Source organism: Psychromonas aquatilis (assembly GCF_038155185.1).
Classification (GTDB): Bacteria; Pseudomonadota; Gammaproteobacteria; order Enterobacterales; family Psychromonadaceae; genus Psychromonas; species Psychromonas aquatilis.
This window is the reverse complement of the sequence record NZ_JBAKAZ010000023.1, coordinates 12,420-32,820: the sequence shown is the minus strand read 5'-3', so window position 1 is coordinate 32,820 and position 20,401 is coordinate 12,420. Positions and strand designations below refer to the sequence as shown.

Annotated in this window: 21 protein-coding genes; 1 reads left to right on the top strand and 20 read right to left on the bottom strand. The window is 37.3% G+C overall.

All coding sequences use genetic code 11. The features are described from left to right. Positions 1-138: 138 nt before the first annotated feature. The 19 genes from V6256_RS07775 to yceD form a co-directional block, all read right to left on the bottom strand. On the bottom strand, positions 139-936 hold the full coding sequence (locus V6256_RS07775; RefSeq protein ID WP_341597520.1) for a DUF2189 domain-containing protein: 798 nt from the start codon (positions 934-936) through the stop codon (positions 139-141). 140 nt (positions 937-1,076) lie between these two features. Next, entirely contained in the window at positions 1,077-1,784 is a 708-nt protein-coding gene (cobB, locus tag V6256_RS07770; protein WP_341597518.1) for a Sir2 family NAD+-dependent deacetylase, read from the bottom strand. A gap of 165 nt (positions 1,785-1,949) precedes the next feature. Beyond that, complete coding sequence (locus V6256_RS07765; RefSeq protein WP_341597516.1) at positions 1,950-2,255, bottom strand: integration host factor subunit alpha; 306 nt, start codon at positions 2,253-2,255, stop codon at positions 1,950-1,952. Between the two features lie 3 nt (positions 2,256-2,258). Continuing rightward, the gene (gene pheT / locus V6256_RS07760) at positions 2,259-4,646 is read right to left on the bottom strand and encodes a phenylalanine--tRNA ligase subunit beta (RefSeq protein ID WP_341597515.1); all 2,388 of its coding nucleotides are present in this window, start codon (positions 4,644-4,646) and stop codon (positions 2,259-2,261) included. A 12-nt stretch (positions 4,647-4,658) separates the two neighbouring features. Next, the gene (pheS, locus tag V6256_RS07755; RefSeq protein ID WP_341597514.1) at positions 4,659-5,639 is read right to left on the bottom strand and encodes a phenylalanine--tRNA ligase subunit alpha; all 981 of its coding nucleotides are present in this window, start codon (positions 5,637-5,639) and stop codon (positions 4,659-4,661) included. Positions 5,640-5,829: 190 nt separating this feature from the next. Next, positions 5,830-6,441 (bottom strand): fumarylacetoacetate hydrolase family protein, encoded by a 612-nt coding sequence (locus V6256_RS07750; protein WP_341597513.1) that lies wholly within the window; start codon positions 6,439-6,441, stop codon positions 5,830-5,832. A gap of 37 nt (positions 6,442-6,478) precedes the next feature. After that, positions 6,479-7,255, bottom strand: coding sequence for a TatD family hydrolase (locus V6256_RS07745; RefSeq protein ID WP_341597512.1), 777 nt, complete (start codon positions 7,253-7,255; stop codon positions 6,479-6,481). 2 nt (positions 7,256-7,257) lie between these two features. Continuing rightward, the gene (holB, locus tag V6256_RS07740) at positions 7,258-8,301 is read right to left on the bottom strand and encodes a DNA polymerase III subunit delta' (RefSeq protein ID WP_341597511.1); all 1,044 of its coding nucleotides are present in this window, start codon (positions 8,299-8,301) and stop codon (positions 7,258-7,260) included. After that, complete coding sequence (gene tmk, locus V6256_RS07735) at positions 8,302-8,955, bottom strand: dTMP kinase (protein WP_341597510.1); 654 nt, start codon at positions 8,953-8,955, stop codon at positions 8,302-8,304. It abuts the gene before it with no gap. A 1-nt stretch (position 8,956) separates the two neighbouring features. Beyond that, on the bottom strand, positions 8,957-9,952 hold the full coding sequence (gene mltG / locus V6256_RS07730) for an endolytic transglycosylase MltG (protein WP_341597509.1): 996 nt from the start codon (positions 9,950-9,952) through the stop codon (positions 8,957-8,959). Between the two features lie 2 nt (positions 9,953-9,954). Then, positions 9,955-10,770, bottom strand: coding sequence for an aminodeoxychorismate lyase (pabC, locus tag V6256_RS07725; RefSeq protein WP_341597508.1), 816 nt, complete (start codon positions 10,768-10,770; stop codon positions 9,955-9,957). A gap of 109 nt (positions 10,771-10,879) precedes the next feature. Next, the gene (gene fabF, locus V6256_RS07720; RefSeq protein WP_341597506.1) at positions 10,880-12,121 is read right to left on the bottom strand and encodes a beta-ketoacyl-ACP synthase II; all 1,242 of its coding nucleotides are present in this window, start codon (positions 12,119-12,121) and stop codon (positions 10,880-10,882) included. Positions 12,122-12,314: 193 nt separating this feature from the next. Further along, a complete protein-coding gene (gene acpP, locus V6256_RS07715; protein WP_025562459.1) occupies positions 12,315-12,548 on the bottom strand; it encodes an acyl carrier protein in 234 nt (77 codons plus the stop codon). Between the two features lie 175 nt (positions 12,549-12,723). After that, positions 12,724-13,458, bottom strand: coding sequence for a 3-oxoacyl-ACP reductase FabG (gene fabG / locus V6256_RS07710; protein WP_341597504.1), 735 nt, complete (start codon positions 13,456-13,458; stop codon positions 12,724-12,726). 1 nt (position 13,459) lies between these two features. Continuing rightward, entirely contained in the window at positions 13,460-14,401 is a 942-nt protein-coding gene (fabD, locus tag V6256_RS07705; protein ID WP_341597502.1) for an ACP S-malonyltransferase, read from the bottom strand. Between the two features lie 55 nt (positions 14,402-14,456). Continuing rightward, positions 14,457-15,416, bottom strand: a complete 960-nt coding sequence (locus tag V6256_RS07700) for a beta-ketoacyl-ACP synthase III (protein ID WP_341597501.1) — start codon at positions 15,414-15,416, stop codon at positions 14,457-14,459. Further along, positions 15,409-16,449 carry a phosphate acyltransferase PlsX gene (plsX, locus tag V6256_RS07695; protein ID WP_341597500.1) on the bottom strand — a complete coding sequence of 347 codons (1,041 nt, stop codon included), beginning with the start codon at positions 16,447-16,449 and terminating at the stop codon, positions 15,409-15,411. The genes V6256_RS07700 and plsX overlap by 8 nt, the downstream gene beginning before the upstream one ends. Positions 16,450-16,458: 9 nt before the next feature. Continuing rightward, positions 16,459-16,629 carry a 50S ribosomal protein L32 gene (rpmF, locus tag V6256_RS07690; protein WP_025562454.1) on the bottom strand — a complete coding sequence of 57 codons (171 nt, stop codon included), beginning with the start codon at positions 16,627-16,629 and terminating at the stop codon, positions 16,459-16,461. Positions 16,630-16,647: 18 nt separating this feature from the next. Beyond that, positions 16,648-17,169, bottom strand: a complete 522-nt coding sequence (yceD, locus tag V6256_RS07685; RefSeq protein WP_341597499.1) for a 23S rRNA accumulation protein YceD — start codon at positions 17,167-17,169, stop codon at positions 16,648-16,650. 136 nt (positions 17,170-17,305) lie between these two features. On the opposite strand from yceD, the gene V6256_RS07680 reads away from it, so the two are divergent. Then, complete coding sequence (locus V6256_RS07680; protein ID WP_341597497.1) at positions 17,306-17,887, top strand: Maf family protein; 582 nt, start codon at positions 17,306-17,308, stop codon at positions 17,885-17,887. A 46-nt stretch (positions 17,888-17,933) separates the two neighbouring features. Here the strand turns inward: V6256_RS07680 and uvrB are convergent, their stop codons facing one another. Further along, the gene (gene uvrB / locus V6256_RS07675) at positions 17,934-19,961 is read right to left on the bottom strand and encodes an excinuclease ABC subunit UvrB (RefSeq protein WP_341597496.1); all 2,028 of its coding nucleotides are present in this window, start codon (positions 19,959-19,961) and stop codon (positions 17,934-17,936) included. Positions 19,962-20,401: the final 440 nt, after the last annotated feature.

The following is a 20,401-nucleotide window of genomic DNA, read 5'->3' as shown; positions in this document are numbered from 1 at the left end:
AGTAACTCCTAATTTTTATTATTATATTTGAGGAAATGAGCTGACATTCATAGTCTAATACGGGTGGTTTTCCCATTAAGCTCACTTATTTTTATTAATTATTTAACTTATTTTCTCATTCTTATAAAAATAGGCAATTTATGCTTCAAAATTACCATTATTCGAACCTGAATCTTGGTCATCATCTTTAGCTTCTGGCTCATTATCTGTTGTTTCTGATACAGAGACGCCCACGCCACAAATTTGACGATAAATAATACCTAACAAATTAATAGAAAATGGAATAACAAAAAATAGCCCTAGACCAGACGTGATTGCACCAAACGCTAACAGAGTAATAAAAATAATAAGTAAAACACTAAATTGTCCAATATTTTTATGAACCAATTTAAAAGACAGTTTTAAAGCATTAAGCGGAGATACTTGTTTTTCTGCAATAAGAGGATAAACCAAGCAAAAAGACATTTTTAAATACAATAAAGCAACAATCGATAACATAAAGCCAAGATCGCCAAACACTAACGTTAACAGTTTACCAATCGCATTAGTGACTAACGTTATCATTAACGCCGCAAGGGAGAGCTTTAGAATTATTTTGAAGTAGTTAAATAGATGAAGCGAATTAGTTTTTAAGCCAATTGAGTGATGAACACCCATCATCATTAAACCGGTCATTAATGGAGGAGCGACAAGGATTGAAGCAACAAAAAACACACCAATCACCATCGGATCATTAAGTGAATTTAGATCGACTATCATCAAGCTCGCCAATGTGAAAAAGACGACCATAATAAAAATACAAGCACTTAATAACGGTAAAAAGTTTTTTTTAGTAACTTGAAACGCATCAGATAGCAATTTTTTTAAATCGAAACGATAACCTTCGACTAGTGACTTTTTAATATCACCACCCAATATAAAATTTTTTGAACTCATAACAGCCAACTTCCCCAAAATGAATAATAGCGCTTTTCAATAGCAAATCATTGTAGGTTGTTCTGTTAGCAATTCAAGTATATTAAGGCTATATGATGCTTATTTAAAATAACAATAGCACGCTAACGCTTTCATTTTATTTATAATAGTAACTTTTTGACTAATGCAGGTACTTGCTCACTGGCTTTACCTTGTAAAACGCTATCAAAATGACTATGTAAATCGCTTAGCTCAAGGTTAACCTCTACTGTCTCTGCTCCAACGCTATGCGCCTCTTCTACAAAACCAGCAGCAGGATAAACAGTTCCAGAAGTACCAATTGAAATAAACAGATCTGCTTGAGCAAGTTGATGGTAAATCATATCTAAACCGATAGGCATTTCTCCAAACCATACAATATGTGGCCTTAAAGGTAATGGGTATTGGCAGCAGGTACAAACATCATTACTGGTTAGATCTGCTTTCCATGGAATAATCTGATTGGTTTTAGCACAACGCGCTTTTAATAGCTCACCATGCATATGAATAACATTCTTTGAACCGGCTTGTTCATGTAAGTTATCGATATTTTGCGTGACCAGTAAGAACTCACCATCAAACTGTCTCTCTAACTCAGCTAAGGCATAATGCGCAGCATTGGGCTTGCTTCCGCCATGACAAAAGTCTTTACGACGTTGATTATAAAAGTCCAGTACAAGTTCAGGGTCGCGTTTATAGCCATCCAACGTAGCAACATCTTCGAGTTTATATTTTTCCCATAATCCATCTTTAGCTCGGTAAGTTTTAATGCCAGATTCAGCAGAAATACCCGCCCCAGTTAATACAACGATATTTTTGTACTTACCCATTGTTTGTCCCTACGAAAATATAAACAAGTTGAATTGTAATATGAAAGTAAAAATAATTTGTGTTTTAGTTCATATCCTCCGGATTTTTAGACAAAAAAAAGCCGCAGAGCGGCTTTTTTAAAATGATATCGTAAATTATTTTCACAGAGTAAGGAAAAACAAAGGTTATTCTTTTGCCTTATCTGCCAAGCTAGTTTCCACTAGCTCTTTTAGCTTCTGACCCGCTTTAAAGGTAACAACCCGTCGGGCTTGGATAGGAATATCTTCACCAGTTTTTGGGTTACGTCCAGGACGCTCCCCTTTATCCTTAAGTTCAAACCCACCAAAACCTGAAATCTTAACTGGCGAACCAGATTCAAGCGTTGATTTTATTTCTTCGAAGAAAGACTCAACAAACTCTTTTGCTTCTCGTTTGCTTAATCCTATTTCTTCCGATAAGTGTGCTGCTATTTCAGCTTTTGTCAGTGCCATAAATTAATCTCTCAACGATGCATTAAACTCCGAAGAAACTGCTTCAACGATTGCATTCACACTCTCAGCAATTTCTTGTTCTTCTAAGGTACGTGTCGAATTTTGTAAGATCAAGCCTATTGCTAAGCTTTTCTTACCTTCCTCTACACCTGCGCCTTGGTATACGTCAAACAAGTTTATGCTAACTAGATCAGAACCGCCAATTTTTTCTATAAATTTTAAGACCTTACCAGCATTTACTTGCTCATCTACTACAAAAGCCAAGTCTCGGCTGTTTGCTGGGAATTTAGAAAGTCCTGTTGCTTTAGGTAGCTGGCGATTTAAAATTGCATCAATTTCAATTTCAAATACAATCGCTTGGCCTGTTAATGAAAACGGTTTTTTCAAGCTTGGATGCAAGCTGCCAATGTAACCAATATTCACACCATTGCGATAAATACCTGCTGATTGTCCAGGGTGTAATGCACTGTGTTTTTCAGCAACGAATTCAAAACTAGATGCATCTACAGCTAGGTCTAGCACGGCTTCCAGGTCAGCTTTAAGATCAAAGAAGTCAACCGCACGATTTTCAATTGACCAATGTTCATCATGCGTATTACCAATAATAACCGCTGACAACATTGCTTGTTGACGAATACCATTTTCAGCATTTTCATCTTTAATAAAACGTAAACCTGTTTCAAATAAACGAACACGACCTTGCTGACGCTTTTGATTTTTAGAAACACTTTCTAATAACCCAGACCATAAACTAACACGCATTGCTGACATATCTTTAGAGATCGGATGTGGTAACACCAATGCATCTGATTCTGGGTGTAATTTCAGTTGCTTGTCTGGATCAACAAAGCTGTAAGTGATTGCTTCTTGATACTCACGATTTACTAATACATCACGAATTTTAGATAATTTTAAACGTGATTCATTATGTGCTGGCATAGTAAGTGCAGCTTGAGGAGCAATATTTGGGATGTTGTTGTAACCGAATACACGTGCAACTTCTTCAATTAGGTCTTCTTCAATTTCCATATCAAAACGGTAGCTTGGTGCAATTGCAGACCAACCTTCAGGCGTTTCTGTTACTTCACAACCTAATTGCGATAGAATTTCTTGAACACGCTCTGCATCAATTGAAATACCGATTAAACGATCTAACTTGCTACGACGTAAAGTAATGGTTGCCTGTTTAGGTAAGTTTGCTTCACTCACAGCTTCTGTAATCGGGCCAACTTCACCACCACAAATATCTACTAATAACTGCGTAGCACGTTCCATTGCAGTTGCTTGTAATAGCGGGTCAACACCACGCTCGTAACGATGTGAAGCATCTGTATGTAAACCGTAGCTACGTGCACGACCAGCAATTGCTAATGGTGCAAAGAAAGCACTTTCTAAGAAAATATCAGTTGTACCTTCTTGAACACCAGAGTCTTGACCGCCAAAAATACCCGCCATTGCTAGCGCTTTTGACTGATCTGCAATCACTAATGTATCTGCATTTAATTTAACTTCTTTACCGTCTAGTAGCGTCAATGCTTCGTCTTGATTAGCTAAACGAACTTCGATACCACCTTCAAGCTTAGATAAATCAAACGCATGCATTGGATGACCAAACTCTAGTAATACATACTGAGTAATATCTACAACAGCATCAACACTGCGTACACCACAACGACGAAGTTTTTCAACCATCCATAGCGGTGTTGTTGCATTTTGATTGATCCCTTTGATCACACGACCTAAGTAGCGCGGACATGCTTCAGTAGCTTGCAAGTTAATAGCAACTTGATCATCAATTGATACCGCAACATTTTCCCAAGTTGGTTGAGTTGCTTCAATGCCATTTAATACAGCGACTTCACGAGCAAGACCTGCAATACCTAAACAATCTGCACGGTTTGCAGTTAAATCAACATCGATGATCACGTCATCAAGGTTTAAATATTCACGAACACATTGACCAATAGGTGCGTCAGCAGGTAATTCGATAATACCGTCAGCACTATCAGCCATACCTAGTTCTGATTCACTACACAACATACCAAATGATGGTTGGCCACGTAGTTTTGCTTTTTTAATTTTAAAATCACCCGGTAAAACAGCACCCACAACCGCAACAGCTACTTTTAGCCCTAAACGGCAGTTTTTAGCACCACAAACGATATCGATTAACTCTTCTTCACCGATATTGATTTTAGTTACTTGTAGTTTGTCAGCATCTGGATGTTGGCCACATTCAACCACTTCGCCTACTAATACTTTTGTAAATTCACCAGCAACTGGGTCTACGTCATCAACCTCAAGACCAGCCATCGTAATTTGGTGTGTTAATTCATCACGTGTAATGTTTGGGTTAACCCACTCGCGTAACCAAGCTTCACTAAATTTCATTATTATTAACCCTTATTTGAATTGCTTGAGGAAACGAAGATCGTTTTCAAAGAATGAACGTAAATCATTAACGTTGTAACGTAACATTGTTAAACGCTCAATGCCCATACCAAAGGCAAAGCCAGAGTATTTATCAGGATCAACACCCATTGATTTTAAAACGCTTGGGTGGACCATGCCACAACCTAATACTTCTAACCAACCATTCTCACCTTTAACATCCACTTCAGCAGAAGGCTCAGTGAAAGGGAAGTATGATGGACGGAAACGTACTTCTAAATCTTGCTCAAAGAAGTTATGTAAGAAGTCATGCAAAATACCTTTAAGCTGTGTAAAGCTTACGTTTTCTGCAATCATTAACCCTTCAACTTGATGGAACATTGGTGTATGTGTTTGGTCGTAATCGTTACGATAAACACGTCCAGGAGAAATAATACGAACTGGCGGCTCTTGCTTTTCCATTGTACGAATCTGTACACCTGATGTTTGCGTACGTAGTACTAAATCAGGATTGAAATAGAAAGTATCATGATCTGCACGGGCTGGATGATGTGGTGGAATATTTAATGCATCAAAGTTATGGTAACCATCTTCAACTTCAGGACCATCTTTAACTTCAAAACCCAACTCACTAAAGAATTCAACAATACGTTCAGTGGTACGTGTCACTGGGTGAACATTACCCTGCTTTGAGCCGCGTCCTGGTAATGTCACGTCGATAGTTTCAGAAGCAAGTTTCTCATTTAAGATTGCTTCTTCCATACCTTTTTTACGTTCAACTAAAACGGCTTGGATAGCTTGTTTTGCTTTATTGATTAACTGCCCTGCAGCTGGTTTTTCAGCCGGTGGTAATTTACCTAAACCTTTCATTTGCTCGGTCATAAGACCTTTTTTACCAAGATACTGTAAACGAATTTCTTCTAGTTCATTTGTATCTGCGGCGTTATCGATCTGCTGTTGCGCATTAGCAACGATTTCATCTAGATGCTGCATTTAATTTACTCTACTTTAAAAGAAGTGATAAAAAATATGAACGTAATTTTACGCAGATCAAATAGATATGGCTAGTGTTGTGGAGTGTTTGCTGAAGATTAAACGCTGAAATGAACAAATATTTTAAATTCACCTCAGCGTAAATAACTTAAGAATAACGATTGTAATAATTTACCGGTTTATTCCTGCGTTACAGAACAACCCAATCTTTTGAGAGTAAGAGCTCACCCTGTGCAAAAAGCTGCCCTGTAAATTTATCACCTTGCTTAATTTTACCGACGCCTTTAGGCGTGCCCGTCATTAAAATATCGTTTGTCTCAAATGACATGAACTCTTTAACAGCATCAACAATTTGGTTTGGCTTATAAATCATTAAGTCATAATTAGCTTGTTGAATGACTGCATCGTTAATGGATAACACTAAACTCAAGGTATCCACTTCATTATTAATTGCTACAAATTCAGAAAAAACCGCAGATGCATCAAATCCTTTCGCTCGTTCCCAAGGTAAACTTTTGCTTTTTAATACACTTTGTACTTGACGCTTAGTCAGATCTAAGCCGATACCTGCACCAATAAACTGATTGTCTTTAACAATTAACGATATTTCAGCTTCATAGTGAACTTCATCAACGGCATGAGTTTTAATTTGTGATGAAATAGCAGAGTTTGGCTTAACAAAAATAACCGGTTCTGTTGGTACTTCATTATTTAATTCAGCAATATGTTCTACATAGTTACGTCCAATACAGACTACTTTAGACGGTATAATTTCTTGTCCACTTAACCATACTGTTTGCATACTTCACTTCTCCTAAAACCATTAAAATCGAATCAAATTACTGTTTAGCACCTTTAAATAAATTAAAGTAATTTTTGGTTGTTATTTCAGCAAGCTCTTCATAAGTCACGCCTTTTAACTCTGCCACAAACATCGCAACATCATGTGTAAAAGCGGGCTCATTCTCTTGTCCTCGGTGTGGCACTGGCGCCAAGTAAGGAGAATCCGTTTCCACTAATAAACGATCGAGTGGAATTGCTTTGATAACCGATTGCAGTTCCTTCGCATTTTTAAAGGTCACTATCCCAGACACTGATACATAAAAGCCCATCTTCATTGCTTCTTCAGCCATTTCGATAGACTCTGTAAAACAATGCAAAACGCCCCCGACTTCTTCAGCTCCTTCTTCTCTTAAAATATCTAAGGTATCTTGACGAGCGCCACGAGTATGAATAATCAATGGTTTTTTAAGCTTTTTTGCGACACGAATTTGTCGACGGAAAGCATCTATTTGCCATTCCTTTGTTTCTGGTGAATAGAAAAAATCTAATCCAGTTTCACCAATTGCGACTACTTTTTCTGCACTAGCATACTCAAGTAACAAATCTTCATCCATCACCGCCTCTTTGTATAACGGATGAACACCACAGGTGCTAGAAACTTGTGGGAAAGGTTTTATCATTTCCGCCATCGCTGGGTAATCATCTAAAGTCACGCAGACACTGAGTAAATGAGTGATGCCTTTATCTTTTGCTTTATTAATTACATCCGCAATATCATTATGTTTTTCTTTATAATCTAATCGGTCAAGGTGACAATGAGAATCAACTAACATAATTATACTTCCTTAAATTCGTTTTTTATTTTTATTAATAATGCATTAATTAATAATTCTTTTTTTAGTGAAGAATGCGCTGTTAATAAACTACGTGTTTTTAATATTTCTTCACTTAATAAACGTAAACTTTTTAAACTTAATTGTAACTGCCATTGCTGTAATTGAGGTAACGCAAAGTAGTATATTGCATCGTTATTAAGCTGATTTTTATTTATTTTTAGCTTATGAATATCATGCAATAGATGAAATAGCAGTAATAGATTTTGTTCTACATTAGCCGCCAATAATTGGCTAAACTTAAATAGATTAACCGGTTGGTACAATAAACTAAATAAACCCTCTACACATTGGCGCCTTGTATCAAGCGATGCATCTTCTTGTAAGGCTTTCAAATGATTTAATAGCGATAAAGGGCTATTTTGAAACCACCTTAACACGCCCAAATCACTGACTTGATAGCCTAACTCATATAACCAATTAATTAATGTTTGATCATCAGGACTATGTAAGTGAGTTTGTTGTAAACGGCTTAATAATGTTGGCATTAATTGATGATGTGTTCTAGCTAATAAAATTAAATAACTATCACCTTGAGGTTCTTCTAGGGTTTTTAACAAAGCATTGGCAGCCGCTTCAGTTAATTGCTCAGCACCTTTAAGTAACACGACTTTATTATTACCAAGTTGTGGTCGTTCATTTAACTTTTCTGTCAATAAACGCACTTGATCGATACCGATCGATTTATTTTTTTCAGCTTCTAGAAAATAGTAGTCTAAGTGATTATTTGCCTTCATTAATAAACACGAATGACACTTAAAACAAGCATCATTATCCTGTTTATCTGTACACAATAAGTACTGAGCGACTTGTTTAGCAACCTTAAACTTTCCTATTCCGTCACTTCCAGTAAATAATAAGCCATGAGGAAAACGCCCTTGCTGATAAGTATTCTGTAAGTGTTGATAGAAAGGAGTTAACCAAGGTGTAGTCACATGATTAAATATTTCTTCGCTATTGTCTATTGGTTGCTTTTCTTTGGCCATTTATAAACCTGCTAACCAGTGATCAAGTTGTTGATGAATTGCTTCTTCAACCTGCAAAAAACTCTGACTGGCATCAATACACACTGCATTAGTTTCCGCCTCAGTTAAGTCTTGAAAGACTTGACGAGAACGATTAAAAAAGTCGATATTTAAACGTTCAATCCGATCTAACTCGCCACGACCTCTTGCTCGACGTAATCCAAGTTCTGGGTCAATATCTAAAAACAATGTAAAGTCCGCTTTGAAATTTCCTAACGCAACTTCTTTAATATCTTTAATTAAGCCAAGATCAATACCACGACCTCCCCCTTGATAAGCTAAAGAAGACCAATTATGACGATCACCAATCACAACCTTCTGGTTAGCCAATGCAGGTTTAATTTTATGTTCCACAAGTTGCACACGTGCAGCATACATAAGTAATAATTCAGCTTTATCATCCAATGTTTCGTCAAGCACATCCATTTTTACAATATCTCGTATTTTTTCCGCTAATACTGTCCCGCCCGGCTCTCGAGTTAATTCAATATTTTCTTCAGCTAAACCTTTATCAGTTAACCAGTTCTTAATATATTGAATAGCGGTACTTTTACCCGCGCCTTCTAAGCCTTCAATAACGATAAATTTACCCGCCAGTTTTTGTTGCGCAGACATACTATTTTCCTCGGATATATTTATTAACGGCATTATTATGTTCTCTTAAATTCTTAGAGAAATACGATGTTCCATCGCCTTTACTAACAAAATATAAATACTTTGTTTGAGCTGGATGCAAGGCTGCATAAAGTGCTTCTTCACTTGGCATTGCAATTGGTGTTGGCGGTAAACCATCAATAGTATAAGTATTATAAGCAGTGTTTTCTCTTAAATCTTTTGTACGTATACGCCCATCATAGCGTTCGCCCATGCCATAAATAACCGTTGGATCCGTTTGCAGACGCATCCCAATTCTTAAACGATTAACAAACACAGAAGCAATTTTATCCCGATCATCACTTAAGCCACTTTCTTTTTCAATAATTGAAGCCATGATCAAAGCTTCATAAGGTGTTTTATAAGGCAAGTCAGGATCACGTTTTTCCCATAGTTTTTTAACCACGGCTTGTTGATGTAAATAGGCCTTTTTAATCACACTATAGGCACTCATATTGGCCGTGTAGTGATATGTTTCAGGGAAAAGTAATCCCTCTATCTTTGTTTCTTTACTGCCTAATTTCGATAATAGATCTGCTTCTGAATATTCTAAAGGTTTAAGTTGCTTTGCCTTTGCTAGTACATTCAGCCAATCTTTGTAAGTACTGCCTTCTACAAACGTTAACTTAAATTGAAATGCTTTACCTTCATTGAAAATAACCAGTAGCTCTTCTAAGCTTGCACCTTTAGGCAATAGATAAGTACCAGATTTTATATGGGTTAGCTCCGGTCTTAATTTTGATAGTACGCGCCACCAACGATCATTGTCCAATAATCCCTGCGCTATTAATTGAGGTGCTAAATGTGAAAAGTAGCTACCATCTGGTAAGGTAAATAACTGCTCTTCATTAACTCTTGGAGTCTCTAAGTAGGTATTTAGCTGTTGTTTACCCCAAATTAATACGCCCAGCATAGCGACACCTAAAAATAAAAAAACCAGTAATATTTTCTTTACCATTATCAGTAACTTCCTTGGTTGATCAGCATTTGTAATTTAGTCACATGCTGCAATTGTTGTTTTGAATAACCCTTACCTTGATAGTTATTCACTGGAATAATACCCATTAAAGCGTTTGTTAAGCATAAACAATCTGCTTGATTTACTTCATCTAATGTTATTTCGCGCTCAACGATAGATAAGCTGGGATGTTGTAAAATACGCGCACGCATAACACCTGCAACACCAGAGAAATCTAAACTTGGCGTTACCCATTGCCCATTTAAATAAATGAATAAGTTAGCACTACAGGCTTCAATAACATGACCAAACTCATCACATACCAATCCTTCTAACGCATTTAAACTGGCTAGTTCTTGTTTAATTAACACTTGTTCTAATCGAGCTAAGGACTTTATCCCGGCGAGGTGTTTATTACGGCTTAACTGTGTTTTACACTGGACGATAGCAATGCCATTCTTCTGCCACTCTAAATATCCTTCCGGAAAAGCTGACAGGCTGATAATACGCTGTACGTCATCACAACCAGTTATACTATAACCTCGGCCGCCACTACCTCTTGTCAACATTACTTTTAAAACATGATGTGCGAAATGTGCTGTCGTTTCAGCATAACTAACAATTTCTTGCTCTAAAACAGCCCAATCAATTAAAGGAAAAAATAAGCGTTCAGCCCCCAGTTTTAAACGAGCTAAATGTAATGGCCAATCAACTACTTTTCCTTGTTCAACTTTAATCGTAGAAAAAAGACCATCGCCATAAGCCAATCCACGATCGCTTGCATTGATTGAATTTTTTTCTAGACCATTAATTAACATAAATCATTCACCTTAGACAAAATGAAAAGATGATTGTAGCAAGTTCATGAGACATAAAAAAACCCGATTAATACAATCGGGTTTTTATTATTCGAGACAAACGAAAAAACTAGATACGTTTGAAGATCAATGTCCCGTTTGTACCGCCAAAGCCAAATGAATTTGATAATGCATATTCAATATTGGCAGGACGTGCTTTACCGTCAACAACATAATCTAAATCACACCCTTCACTTGGGTTAACTAGGTTAATTGTCGGTGGCGCAACTTGATCTTTCAGAGCTAGTACGCTGAATATCGCTTCAATTGCACCCGCAGCACCTAATAGGTGACCGGTCATTGATTTAGTTGAGCTCATCATAACTGAGTTTGCAGCTTCTCCCCAAATGCTTTTAACAGCTTGTGTTTCAGCGATATCGCCCGCTGGAGTAGAAGTACCATGAGCATTGATATATTGAATTTGACTTGCATCAATACCTGCATCACGGATTGCATTTTTCATTGATAATGCAGCACCTGCACCACTTTCTGGTGGTGACGTCATGTGGTATGCATCACCACTCATACCAAAGCCAACAACTTCAGCATAAATTTTTGCACCACGTGCTTTAGCATGTTCATATTCTTCAATAACTAATACGCCAGCACCATCACCTAAAACGAAACCGTCACGTGATTCGTCCCATGGACGACTTGCTGTTTCTGGAGAATCATTACGTGTTGAAAGTGCACGAGCAGCACCAAAGCCACCCATACCTAATTCAGTCGATGCTTTTTCAGCACCACCTACAAACATAACATCTGCATCACCATGTTGGATCATACGAGCACCTAATCCAATGCTGTGCGTTCCCGTTGTACAAGCTGTTGTAACAGCGATGTTTGGGCCTTTCAGACCTTTATTGATTGATACATGCCCAGAAATCATATTAATGATTGATGCAGGTACAAAAAACGGACTAATTTTACGTGGACCCGTTTTGTTTAAGTTATCTTTATTCTGCTCGATAATACCTAAACCACCAATACCAGAACCAATTGCAACACCAATTCGCTCGGCATTATCATCATTAACCGTTAGACCTGAATCTTGAAATGCTTGTTCAGCTGCAGCAACACCGTATTGGATAAATAAATCCATTTTACGTGAATCTTTCTTTGGCATGTATTCTTCAACATTGAAGTCTCTTACAAGACCTGCAAACTTAGTTGAAAATTTCTCTGTATCAAAGTGTTCAATATTTGAAATTCCACTTTTACCAGTTTGAATTGCTTCCCATGATTGCTCTACCGTATTACCTACTGGTGAGATCATACCTAAACCGGTTACTACAACACGACGATTTGACACTAGACTCTCCTAAATGAAGCTTTAAAAACAATAACTAAAAACTTTATGTTTATATCAATATGATTAGTGAATAGATTGTTTAAGTTGATATGAAAATACTTAGCTATTATTTGCGTACAATTTATTAATGTTTAAATAGACAAAAGGCGGTCACAAGACCGCCTTTAGAAATTTCTACACTAAACGTGAAGAATTAACCGTTGTTAACAACGTAATCAATCGCAGATTGAACAGTAGTGATTTTCTCTGCTTCGTCATCTGGGATCTCTGTATCAAATTCTTCTTCAAGAGCCATTACAAGCTCAACTGTATCAAGTGAATCAGCACCAAGATCGTCAACGAAAGAAGCTTCGTTTTTAACTTCGTCAAGTTGAACACCTAATTGCTCAACGATGATGTTTTTTACGCGTTCTTCGATATTGCTCATTTTTTATCTTCCTATGTAATTACGCTTTTGCGTTAAGTTGCGGTAGTTTATTCTATCGCGTTTAATATTCAAGTATTCTATCACTGGTTAGACCAGTATTTATAGATTTTAATCAATAAATTAGACGAATTACTATCTTTTTGTAGATTAATTGTTTAACACCATTTGTCAACAATTAGACCATGTACATGCCACCATTGACGTGAATGGTCTCACCATTTATATAAGCAGCTCCTTCAGAGGCTAAAAATACAACAGTTGCAGCAATCTCTTTTGGATCACCTAAACGACCAGCAGGTACATTCGCTAATGTAGCAGCGCGCTGCTCATCATTTAATGCTTTAGTCATATCTGTTTCGATAAAACCAGGTGCGACAGTATTAACAGTAATACCACGGCTAGCGACTTCACGTGCTAATGATTTAGTAAAACCAATCACGCCTGCTTTCGCTGCAGCATAGTTTGCTTGTCCTGCATTACCCATTGTACCAACAACAGAGCCAACATTAATAATACGGCCTACACGTTTTTTCATCATTGGACGAAGTGCAGCTTTACTTAACTTAAAAATAGGCGTTAAGTTAGTTTCAATGATGTCATCCCATTCAGAATCTTTCATACGCATTAATAAGTTATCACGTGTAATACCAGCGTTGTTAACTAATACATCAACACTACCAAATTCAACTTTAATATCTGCAAATAAAGCTTCAATTGATTGGTTTTCTGTAACATTTAAAACAAAACCTTTACCTGAAGTACCAAGGTACTCACTAATTGAAGCAGCACCGCCTTCGCTTGTTGCTGTACCTAAAACAGTCGCACCTAATGCAACAAAGCTTTCAGCAATTGCTCGGCCGATACCACGACTCGCGCCAGTTACTAAAACAACTTGATCTTGCATACTCATTTTATTCTCCTTTAACCGCAGCACTTGCTGCGTCTAAACTTGCTGTATCATTAATCGCTTGCGCAGCAAAACTTTTATCTATACGACGAACTAAACCACTTAATACTTTGCCAGGGCCCGCTTCAACTTGTAAATTAATACCTAAGTCAGCCATTTTAACAATAATATCTGTCCAACGAACTGGACAATATAATTGGCGAACTAATGCATCTTTAATTTTTTCAGGGTCTGTTTCAATTGCAACATCAACATTATTAATCACTGAAATAGTTGGTGTATTAAATTTAACAGTTTGCAAAGCAATAGCTAGCTCATCAGCGGCAGGCTTCATTAAAGCACAATGTGATGGCACTGAAACAGGTAGAGGCAACGCTCTTTTCGCGCCTGCTTCTTTACATAATGCACCAGCACGCTCAACGGCACCTTTGTTTCCAGCGATAACAACTTGCCCTGGAGAGTTAAAGTTAACAGGCGAAACAACTTCACCTTCAGCTGCTTTCTCACAAGCCGTTTGAATCTCTGCATCGCCTAAACCAATAATGGCGTACATTGCACCAACGCCAGCTGGTACAGCCTGTTGCATTAATTGACCGCGAAGCTCAACTAACTTAATCGCTTCTTTGAAATCAATGACTCCCGCACAAACTAAGGCAGAATACTCACCTAAACTGTGCCCTGCAATTGTCGTTGGCTTTTCACCACCTAATTCAGACCATACACGCCAAATAGCAACAGAAGCAGCTAATAATGCTGGTTGTGTTTTATCTGTTTGGTTTAGTGTTTCTACAGGACCTTCTTGGCATAATGCCCAAAGATCATATCCAAGTGCATCACTTGCTTCTTTAAATGTATCAATCACTACAGGGTATGTTGCTGCTAAATCAGCTAACATACCTAAGCTTTGCGAACCTTGGCCAGGAAAGGCAAATGTAAAATTTGTCATTTTTACCCCTAATCTCTTTTAGTATTTTTATTTATAATGCAATTACAAATATAATTTACATTACAACTAGTGCACTACCCCAAGTAAAACCACCACCGAATGCCTCTAACAGCACCAGGTGACCAGGTTTAATCTTACCACTTCTTACACCTTCATCGAGTGCAAGTGGAACAGAACCTGCTGAAGTATTACCGTGTTTATCGAGTGTTAGAATAACTTGATCCATCGACATACCCAATTTTTTTGCGGTTGCAGCAATAATTCGCTGATTCGCTTGATGCGGTACTAACCAATCTAGTTTCTCTTTTTCAATATCATTTGCAGCTAATGTATCCACTACAACTTGGCTTAGTTTTTTAACAGCCACTTTAAACACTTCATTGCCGGCCATTGATAAATAAGAATCTGTAACAGACCTTTCTTCACCACGGACAACGTTTGGTAATTTTAATAAATCCCCAAAACGACCATCAGCGTTAATATGTGTCGATAAAATACCAACCTCTTCTGTTGCTGTTAAAACAACTGCACCAGCACCATCACCAAATAAGATAATAGTACTACGATCTTCTGGATCGCAAGTCGCAGCTAATGCATCAGCACCAATCACTAATACATTTTTTGCATTTCCCGCTTTAATAAAGTTGTCAGCAACACTTAATGCATAAGTGAAGCCAGCACAAGCAGCTGCAACATCAAAAGCAGGAATATCGTAAACACCTAATAAATTCTGTACTTCACATGCTGCTGAAGGAAATGCATTTTGATTACTCGTTGTTGCAACAACGATTAAATCTAAATCATTCGCAGATAAGTTAGCAGCTTGTAAAGCCTTTTCCCCAGCTTCTTTACCCATGAATGCAATCGTTTCTTGCTCACTGGCAATACGACGCTCTTTAATACCAGTTCGCACTGTGATCCACTCATCACTGGTATCAACCATTTTCTCTAAATCTTGGTTAGTGCGTACTGCTGCTGGTAAATAACTACCCGTACCTATAATTTTGCTATTCATGTAATAAACAATCTCGCTCTGCTGAGACAGATGCTAGTCTTGTACTAATACAAGAAGGTATCTGCCATTGAATTTCTTTTGTGGCTTGATCTATAGCATGGCTAAATGCATCTACATTAGCACCACCATGACTTTTTACCACAATACCACACAATCCTACTAAACTAGCCCCATTATACAGATCTGGATGTAAATGTTTTAACTGGTTTTTTATCAATGGGTTTAATAACTTACCCAATAATCTAGTATACCAATTGGTATTGATTGCTTTTTTCAGTTCCGATAAAAATAGTCTGCCCATTCCTTCATAACTTTTTAATGCAATATTACCGCTAAAACCATCTGTAACAATAACATCAGCATCTCCATCAAATAGCTCATTTGCTTCAACGAAACCTGTATAATTAATATATTTGGTTTCTTTTAACAAACTCGCACAATGTTTTATTGAGTCACTGCCTTTGTTATTTTCACGACCAATGTTTAACAATGCCACATTAGGCTTGCTTCTGCTTTCTACTTTTTCGCATAAAACACTCCCCATCACAGCAAAGTTAAATAAAGTATCGCATTCGCACTGTAAATTGGCCCCTAAATCCATAAAATAGGTATTATTACCTTTTTTATTAGGAATAGCCGAAACTAATGCCGGCCGAGAAATTCCTTTTATTGTTTTTAAAATATACTTGGCCAATAACATCAACGCACCAGTATTACCTGCACTTACACAAGCATCAGCTTTGCCTTCTGCTACCAATTGTAACGCAACTAACATTGAAGACTGAGATCGATGACGTAATACTAAAACGGGATCATCTTCCATTGTTATAATTTCAGGGGCGTGCACAAATTTAACTCGAGTGTGGTCTGATAAATGGTATGTTTGCAATAAAGGGGTAATTTGCTGACTATCACCAACAATAATTAGTGTTAGATTAGGATGTTTCTGTAGAGATTTTAAGCTTGCAGGTAAAGAAATATGGGGGCCAAAATCACCCCCCATGGCATCAAGCGCAATGGTAAAGTTACGCAAAGTAATAACTTACTTTTCGATTACTTTTTTGCCTTTGTAGAAGCCGTCAGCAGTAACGTGATGACGACGGTGAGTTTCACCAGAAGTACTATCAACAGTTAAAGTAGGTGCACTTAGTGCATCATGCGAACGACGCATACCGCGTTTTGAAGGAGTCTTACGACTTTTTTGTACTGCCATTTTAAAAATTCCTGCTTGTTACTTGAGCTTTAGCTGTGCTAGAGCATCAAATGGGTTAGGACGTTGTTGTTCTTCTTCAATTTCGCCAAAGCTACTTTCGTAGTCACTGTATTGACAATCCTCAATTGCATGCATTGCAATTTGTGGAAGTGTTAATAACAGCTCGTCTTCAACTATTTGGTGAAGATTTACCTCCCCATTTTCATCGTAATAAATGGGTTCATAAACGTCTGGTAAATTATTTTCCTGCTCTTCATTCAGAACAGGACAATACGTAAATTCAGCTTCACATTGATAAATCATAGGCTCATTGCACCGTTGACAAGTGAGTTCTACTGCGACGCTTGCTTTCCCATGGAAGATTCTCAGCCTTTGCTGATCCACTTCAAAAGAAAAATAAACGTCGATATCAGAGTGAATACTGTTTGTTGATTCTCTTAATCTGCTTAATAAAGCCTTATCTAAGCTAGCGTCTAGCTCAAGTCTATTATTAGCAGCGCGAACAGAATCAACGCTAATCGGTAGTTTAACCTTTTGCATGGTGGCGAATAATATAGATAGAGTTCAATATAGTCAAAGAAAAAGCGCTATTTTTATTAAGTTTTTATTCAACTATCGCTATATTCTTTTATACCCCTTAAAATAAACTTATTTTTCCCCTTAACGAAGGTTTATTATGTCACAAAAGCTCGTATTAGCATCAACTTCGCCATTTAGAAAACAGTTACTAGAAAAGCTACGTTTAGACTTTTCCACAGCTAACCCACAGGTTAATGAAGATGAACTGCCTGGTGAAACGGCTATTCAGTTAGTAGAGCGATTAGCGATTGCTAAGGCACAAGCAGTTTACAAAGATTTTCCTGATGCGTTAATCATTGGTTCCGATCAAGTTTGCTTAAACAACGGTAAAATATTAGGTAAACCAGGCAACTTTGAAAATGCCTTTAAGCAATTAAAAGCGGCCAGTAAACAACATGTCACCTTCTACACAGGATTAGCACTGTATAACGGTAAAACAGGTCAAGTTCATTCGTTAGTAGAACCCTATGATGTTTACTTCCGTGAGTTAACTGATGAAATGATCACAAACTATCTTAACAAAGAAGAACCTTATAATTGTGCTGGTAGCTTTAAAAGTGAAGGGTTTGGTATCAGTTTATTTAGCAAACTAGATGGCAAAGATCCAAATAGTTTAATTGGCTTACCATTGATCTCATTAATAGCCCTATTAGATAAAGAAGGGTTAAACGTTCTGTAAAAAGCATGATTAGCGAGTACCTTAATGCTCGCTAATCCTCCAATCCTTACCCTGTAGCTAATAATTGTTCATGAAGTTTAGTTACTTGATCGCGCAGTTGGGCTGCTTTTTCAAATTCTAAATCCTTCGCAAAAGCAAACATTTCTTTCTCTAATCGCGTAATCTCTTTTAAGATATCTTGCTCACTACGAAGCCCTTTATTACTTGCATATGGGCTGTCTTGCTCTGCTACTTTATTAAGTGGTTTAATATTACTCTTAGGTTGTGGGTTTTGCCCTAATTGCATGACATCAGTAACCTCTTTGGATAATCCTTTAGGCTCAATGCCATGTTGTTTATTGAAATCATCCTGTAAGACACGTCTGTCCTCAGTCACTTTAATCGCTTTTTTCATCGAGTCAGTAATTCTATCTGCATAAAGAATAGCTTTACCTTCTAAATTACGTGCAGCACGACCCATGGTTTGGATTAAAGATCGTTCTGAACGTAAAAAACCTTCTTTATCTGCGTCTAAGATTGCCACTAGAGACACCTCAGGAATATCTAACCCTTCTCGTAATAAGTTGATCCCAATCAGAACATCAAACACACCTAGGCGTAAATCTCGAATGATCTCTACACGCTCAACAGTATCAACATCTGAATGTAAATAACGCACCTTGATACCATGCTCATTTAAATATTCAGTTAAATCTTCGGCCATACGTTTGGTGAGCGTCGTAACTAATACGCGTTCATTTTTGACAATTCTAATATTAATTTCAGATAAAAGGTCGTCAACCTGTGTAGCAACCGGTCTAACTTCAATAATCGGATCTAATAACCCTGTTGGTCGGATCACCTGTCGAATAATATCACCTTGTGATTTATCTATTTCATAATCACTCGGTGTTGCTGAAACATAAATAGTTTGTGGTGCTAACTTTTCAAACTCTTCAAATTTAAGTGGTCGATTATCTAATGCGGAAGGCAAGCGAAAGCCATAGTTAACTAAATTTTCCTTACGGGAACGATCGCCTTTATACATGGCACCGATTTGCGGAACCGTCACATGACTTTCATCGATGATTAATAGGCCATCACTTGGTAAATATTCAAATAAAGTAGGGGGCGCTTCGCCAACACCACGGCTCGATAAGTATCGAGAGTAGTTTTCAATACCAGAACAATAGCCCAGCTCATTCATCATCTCTAAGTCATATAAAGTACGCTGTGAAATACGTTGCTCTTCGATTAACTTATTTTCCGCTAAAAAGGTCTTCTTACGCTCTTGTAATTCTTCTTTAATCCCTTCAATCGCATTTAATATTTGTTCTCTAGGAGTTACATAGTGGGTTTTAGGGAAAATAGTCGTTCTTAATAACTTTTCGATTTGATGTCCAGTCAGTGGGTCAAAAACACTAATACTTTCAACTTCATCATCAAATAACTCAATTCGTATCGCTTGTTTTTCAGAATCAGCTGGAAAAACATCAATCACTTCCCCCCTTACCCTAAAAGTACCACGGCTTAGTTCTGTTTCATTACGCGTGTATTGAATATCCACTAAACGTTGTAAAATATCACGACTAGAGATCATTTCTCCGACACTGATATGCAACATCATTTGCAAATAAGATTGCGGATCCCCCAACCCATAAATAGCAGAAACAGAGGCAACTAAAACAACGTCGTTTCTTTCTAACAAAGCCTTGGTTGCAGAGAGGCGCATTTGTTCAATATGCGCATTAACTGCCGCATCTTTTTCGATAAAAGAATCGGAGCTAGGCACATAAGCTTCCGGTTGATAATAATCATAATATGACACGAAGTACTCAACGGCATTATGAGGGAAAAATGCTTTCATCTCGCCATATAGTTGAGCGGCTAAGGTTTTATTAGGGGCGAGAATTAAGGTCGGACGATTTAATTTTGCAATAGTATTAGCCAAGGTAAAAGTCTTACCCGATCCGGTTACCCCTAACAATGTTTGAAATGCAAGACCAGATTCTACGCCATCGACTAGCTGTTCAATTGCTTGAGGTTGATCTCCCGCGGGTGAAAACGGACAAACTAATTCAAAAGTTTTATTCATAGATCCTCGTTCTTGTTCATTAAAATTAAAGTTTACCATTACTATCTGTTTACTGAATATTTCTTTTAAGGTTTAGCCACATTTGCAAAAAGTTAAAAATAACTAATAGATAGAAATACACATCACAAACAAAATAAATACCCAAGTCGCTATTTATATACCTAATAGTAAGCATAAAGCAGTCAAATAGCCTTTATATTTATACACCTTATTTAAAATTCAGCGTGCCTTTGTTAAACAGCGAATGTATCCTACTCGAATCAACCGCTCAGTTATTGAGCAATAATAAATTCTTAAAACCAGACTTTGTCAACTAAAAGAATTATTTTATTTTCAATTTAATTCACAAAAAGGTATTGACAGATTGAAAAATAAAAGAGACTTTATAGAGATAGACGGCAACATAAAAAAAACCACTTGACGATAGTAACTCATTGATA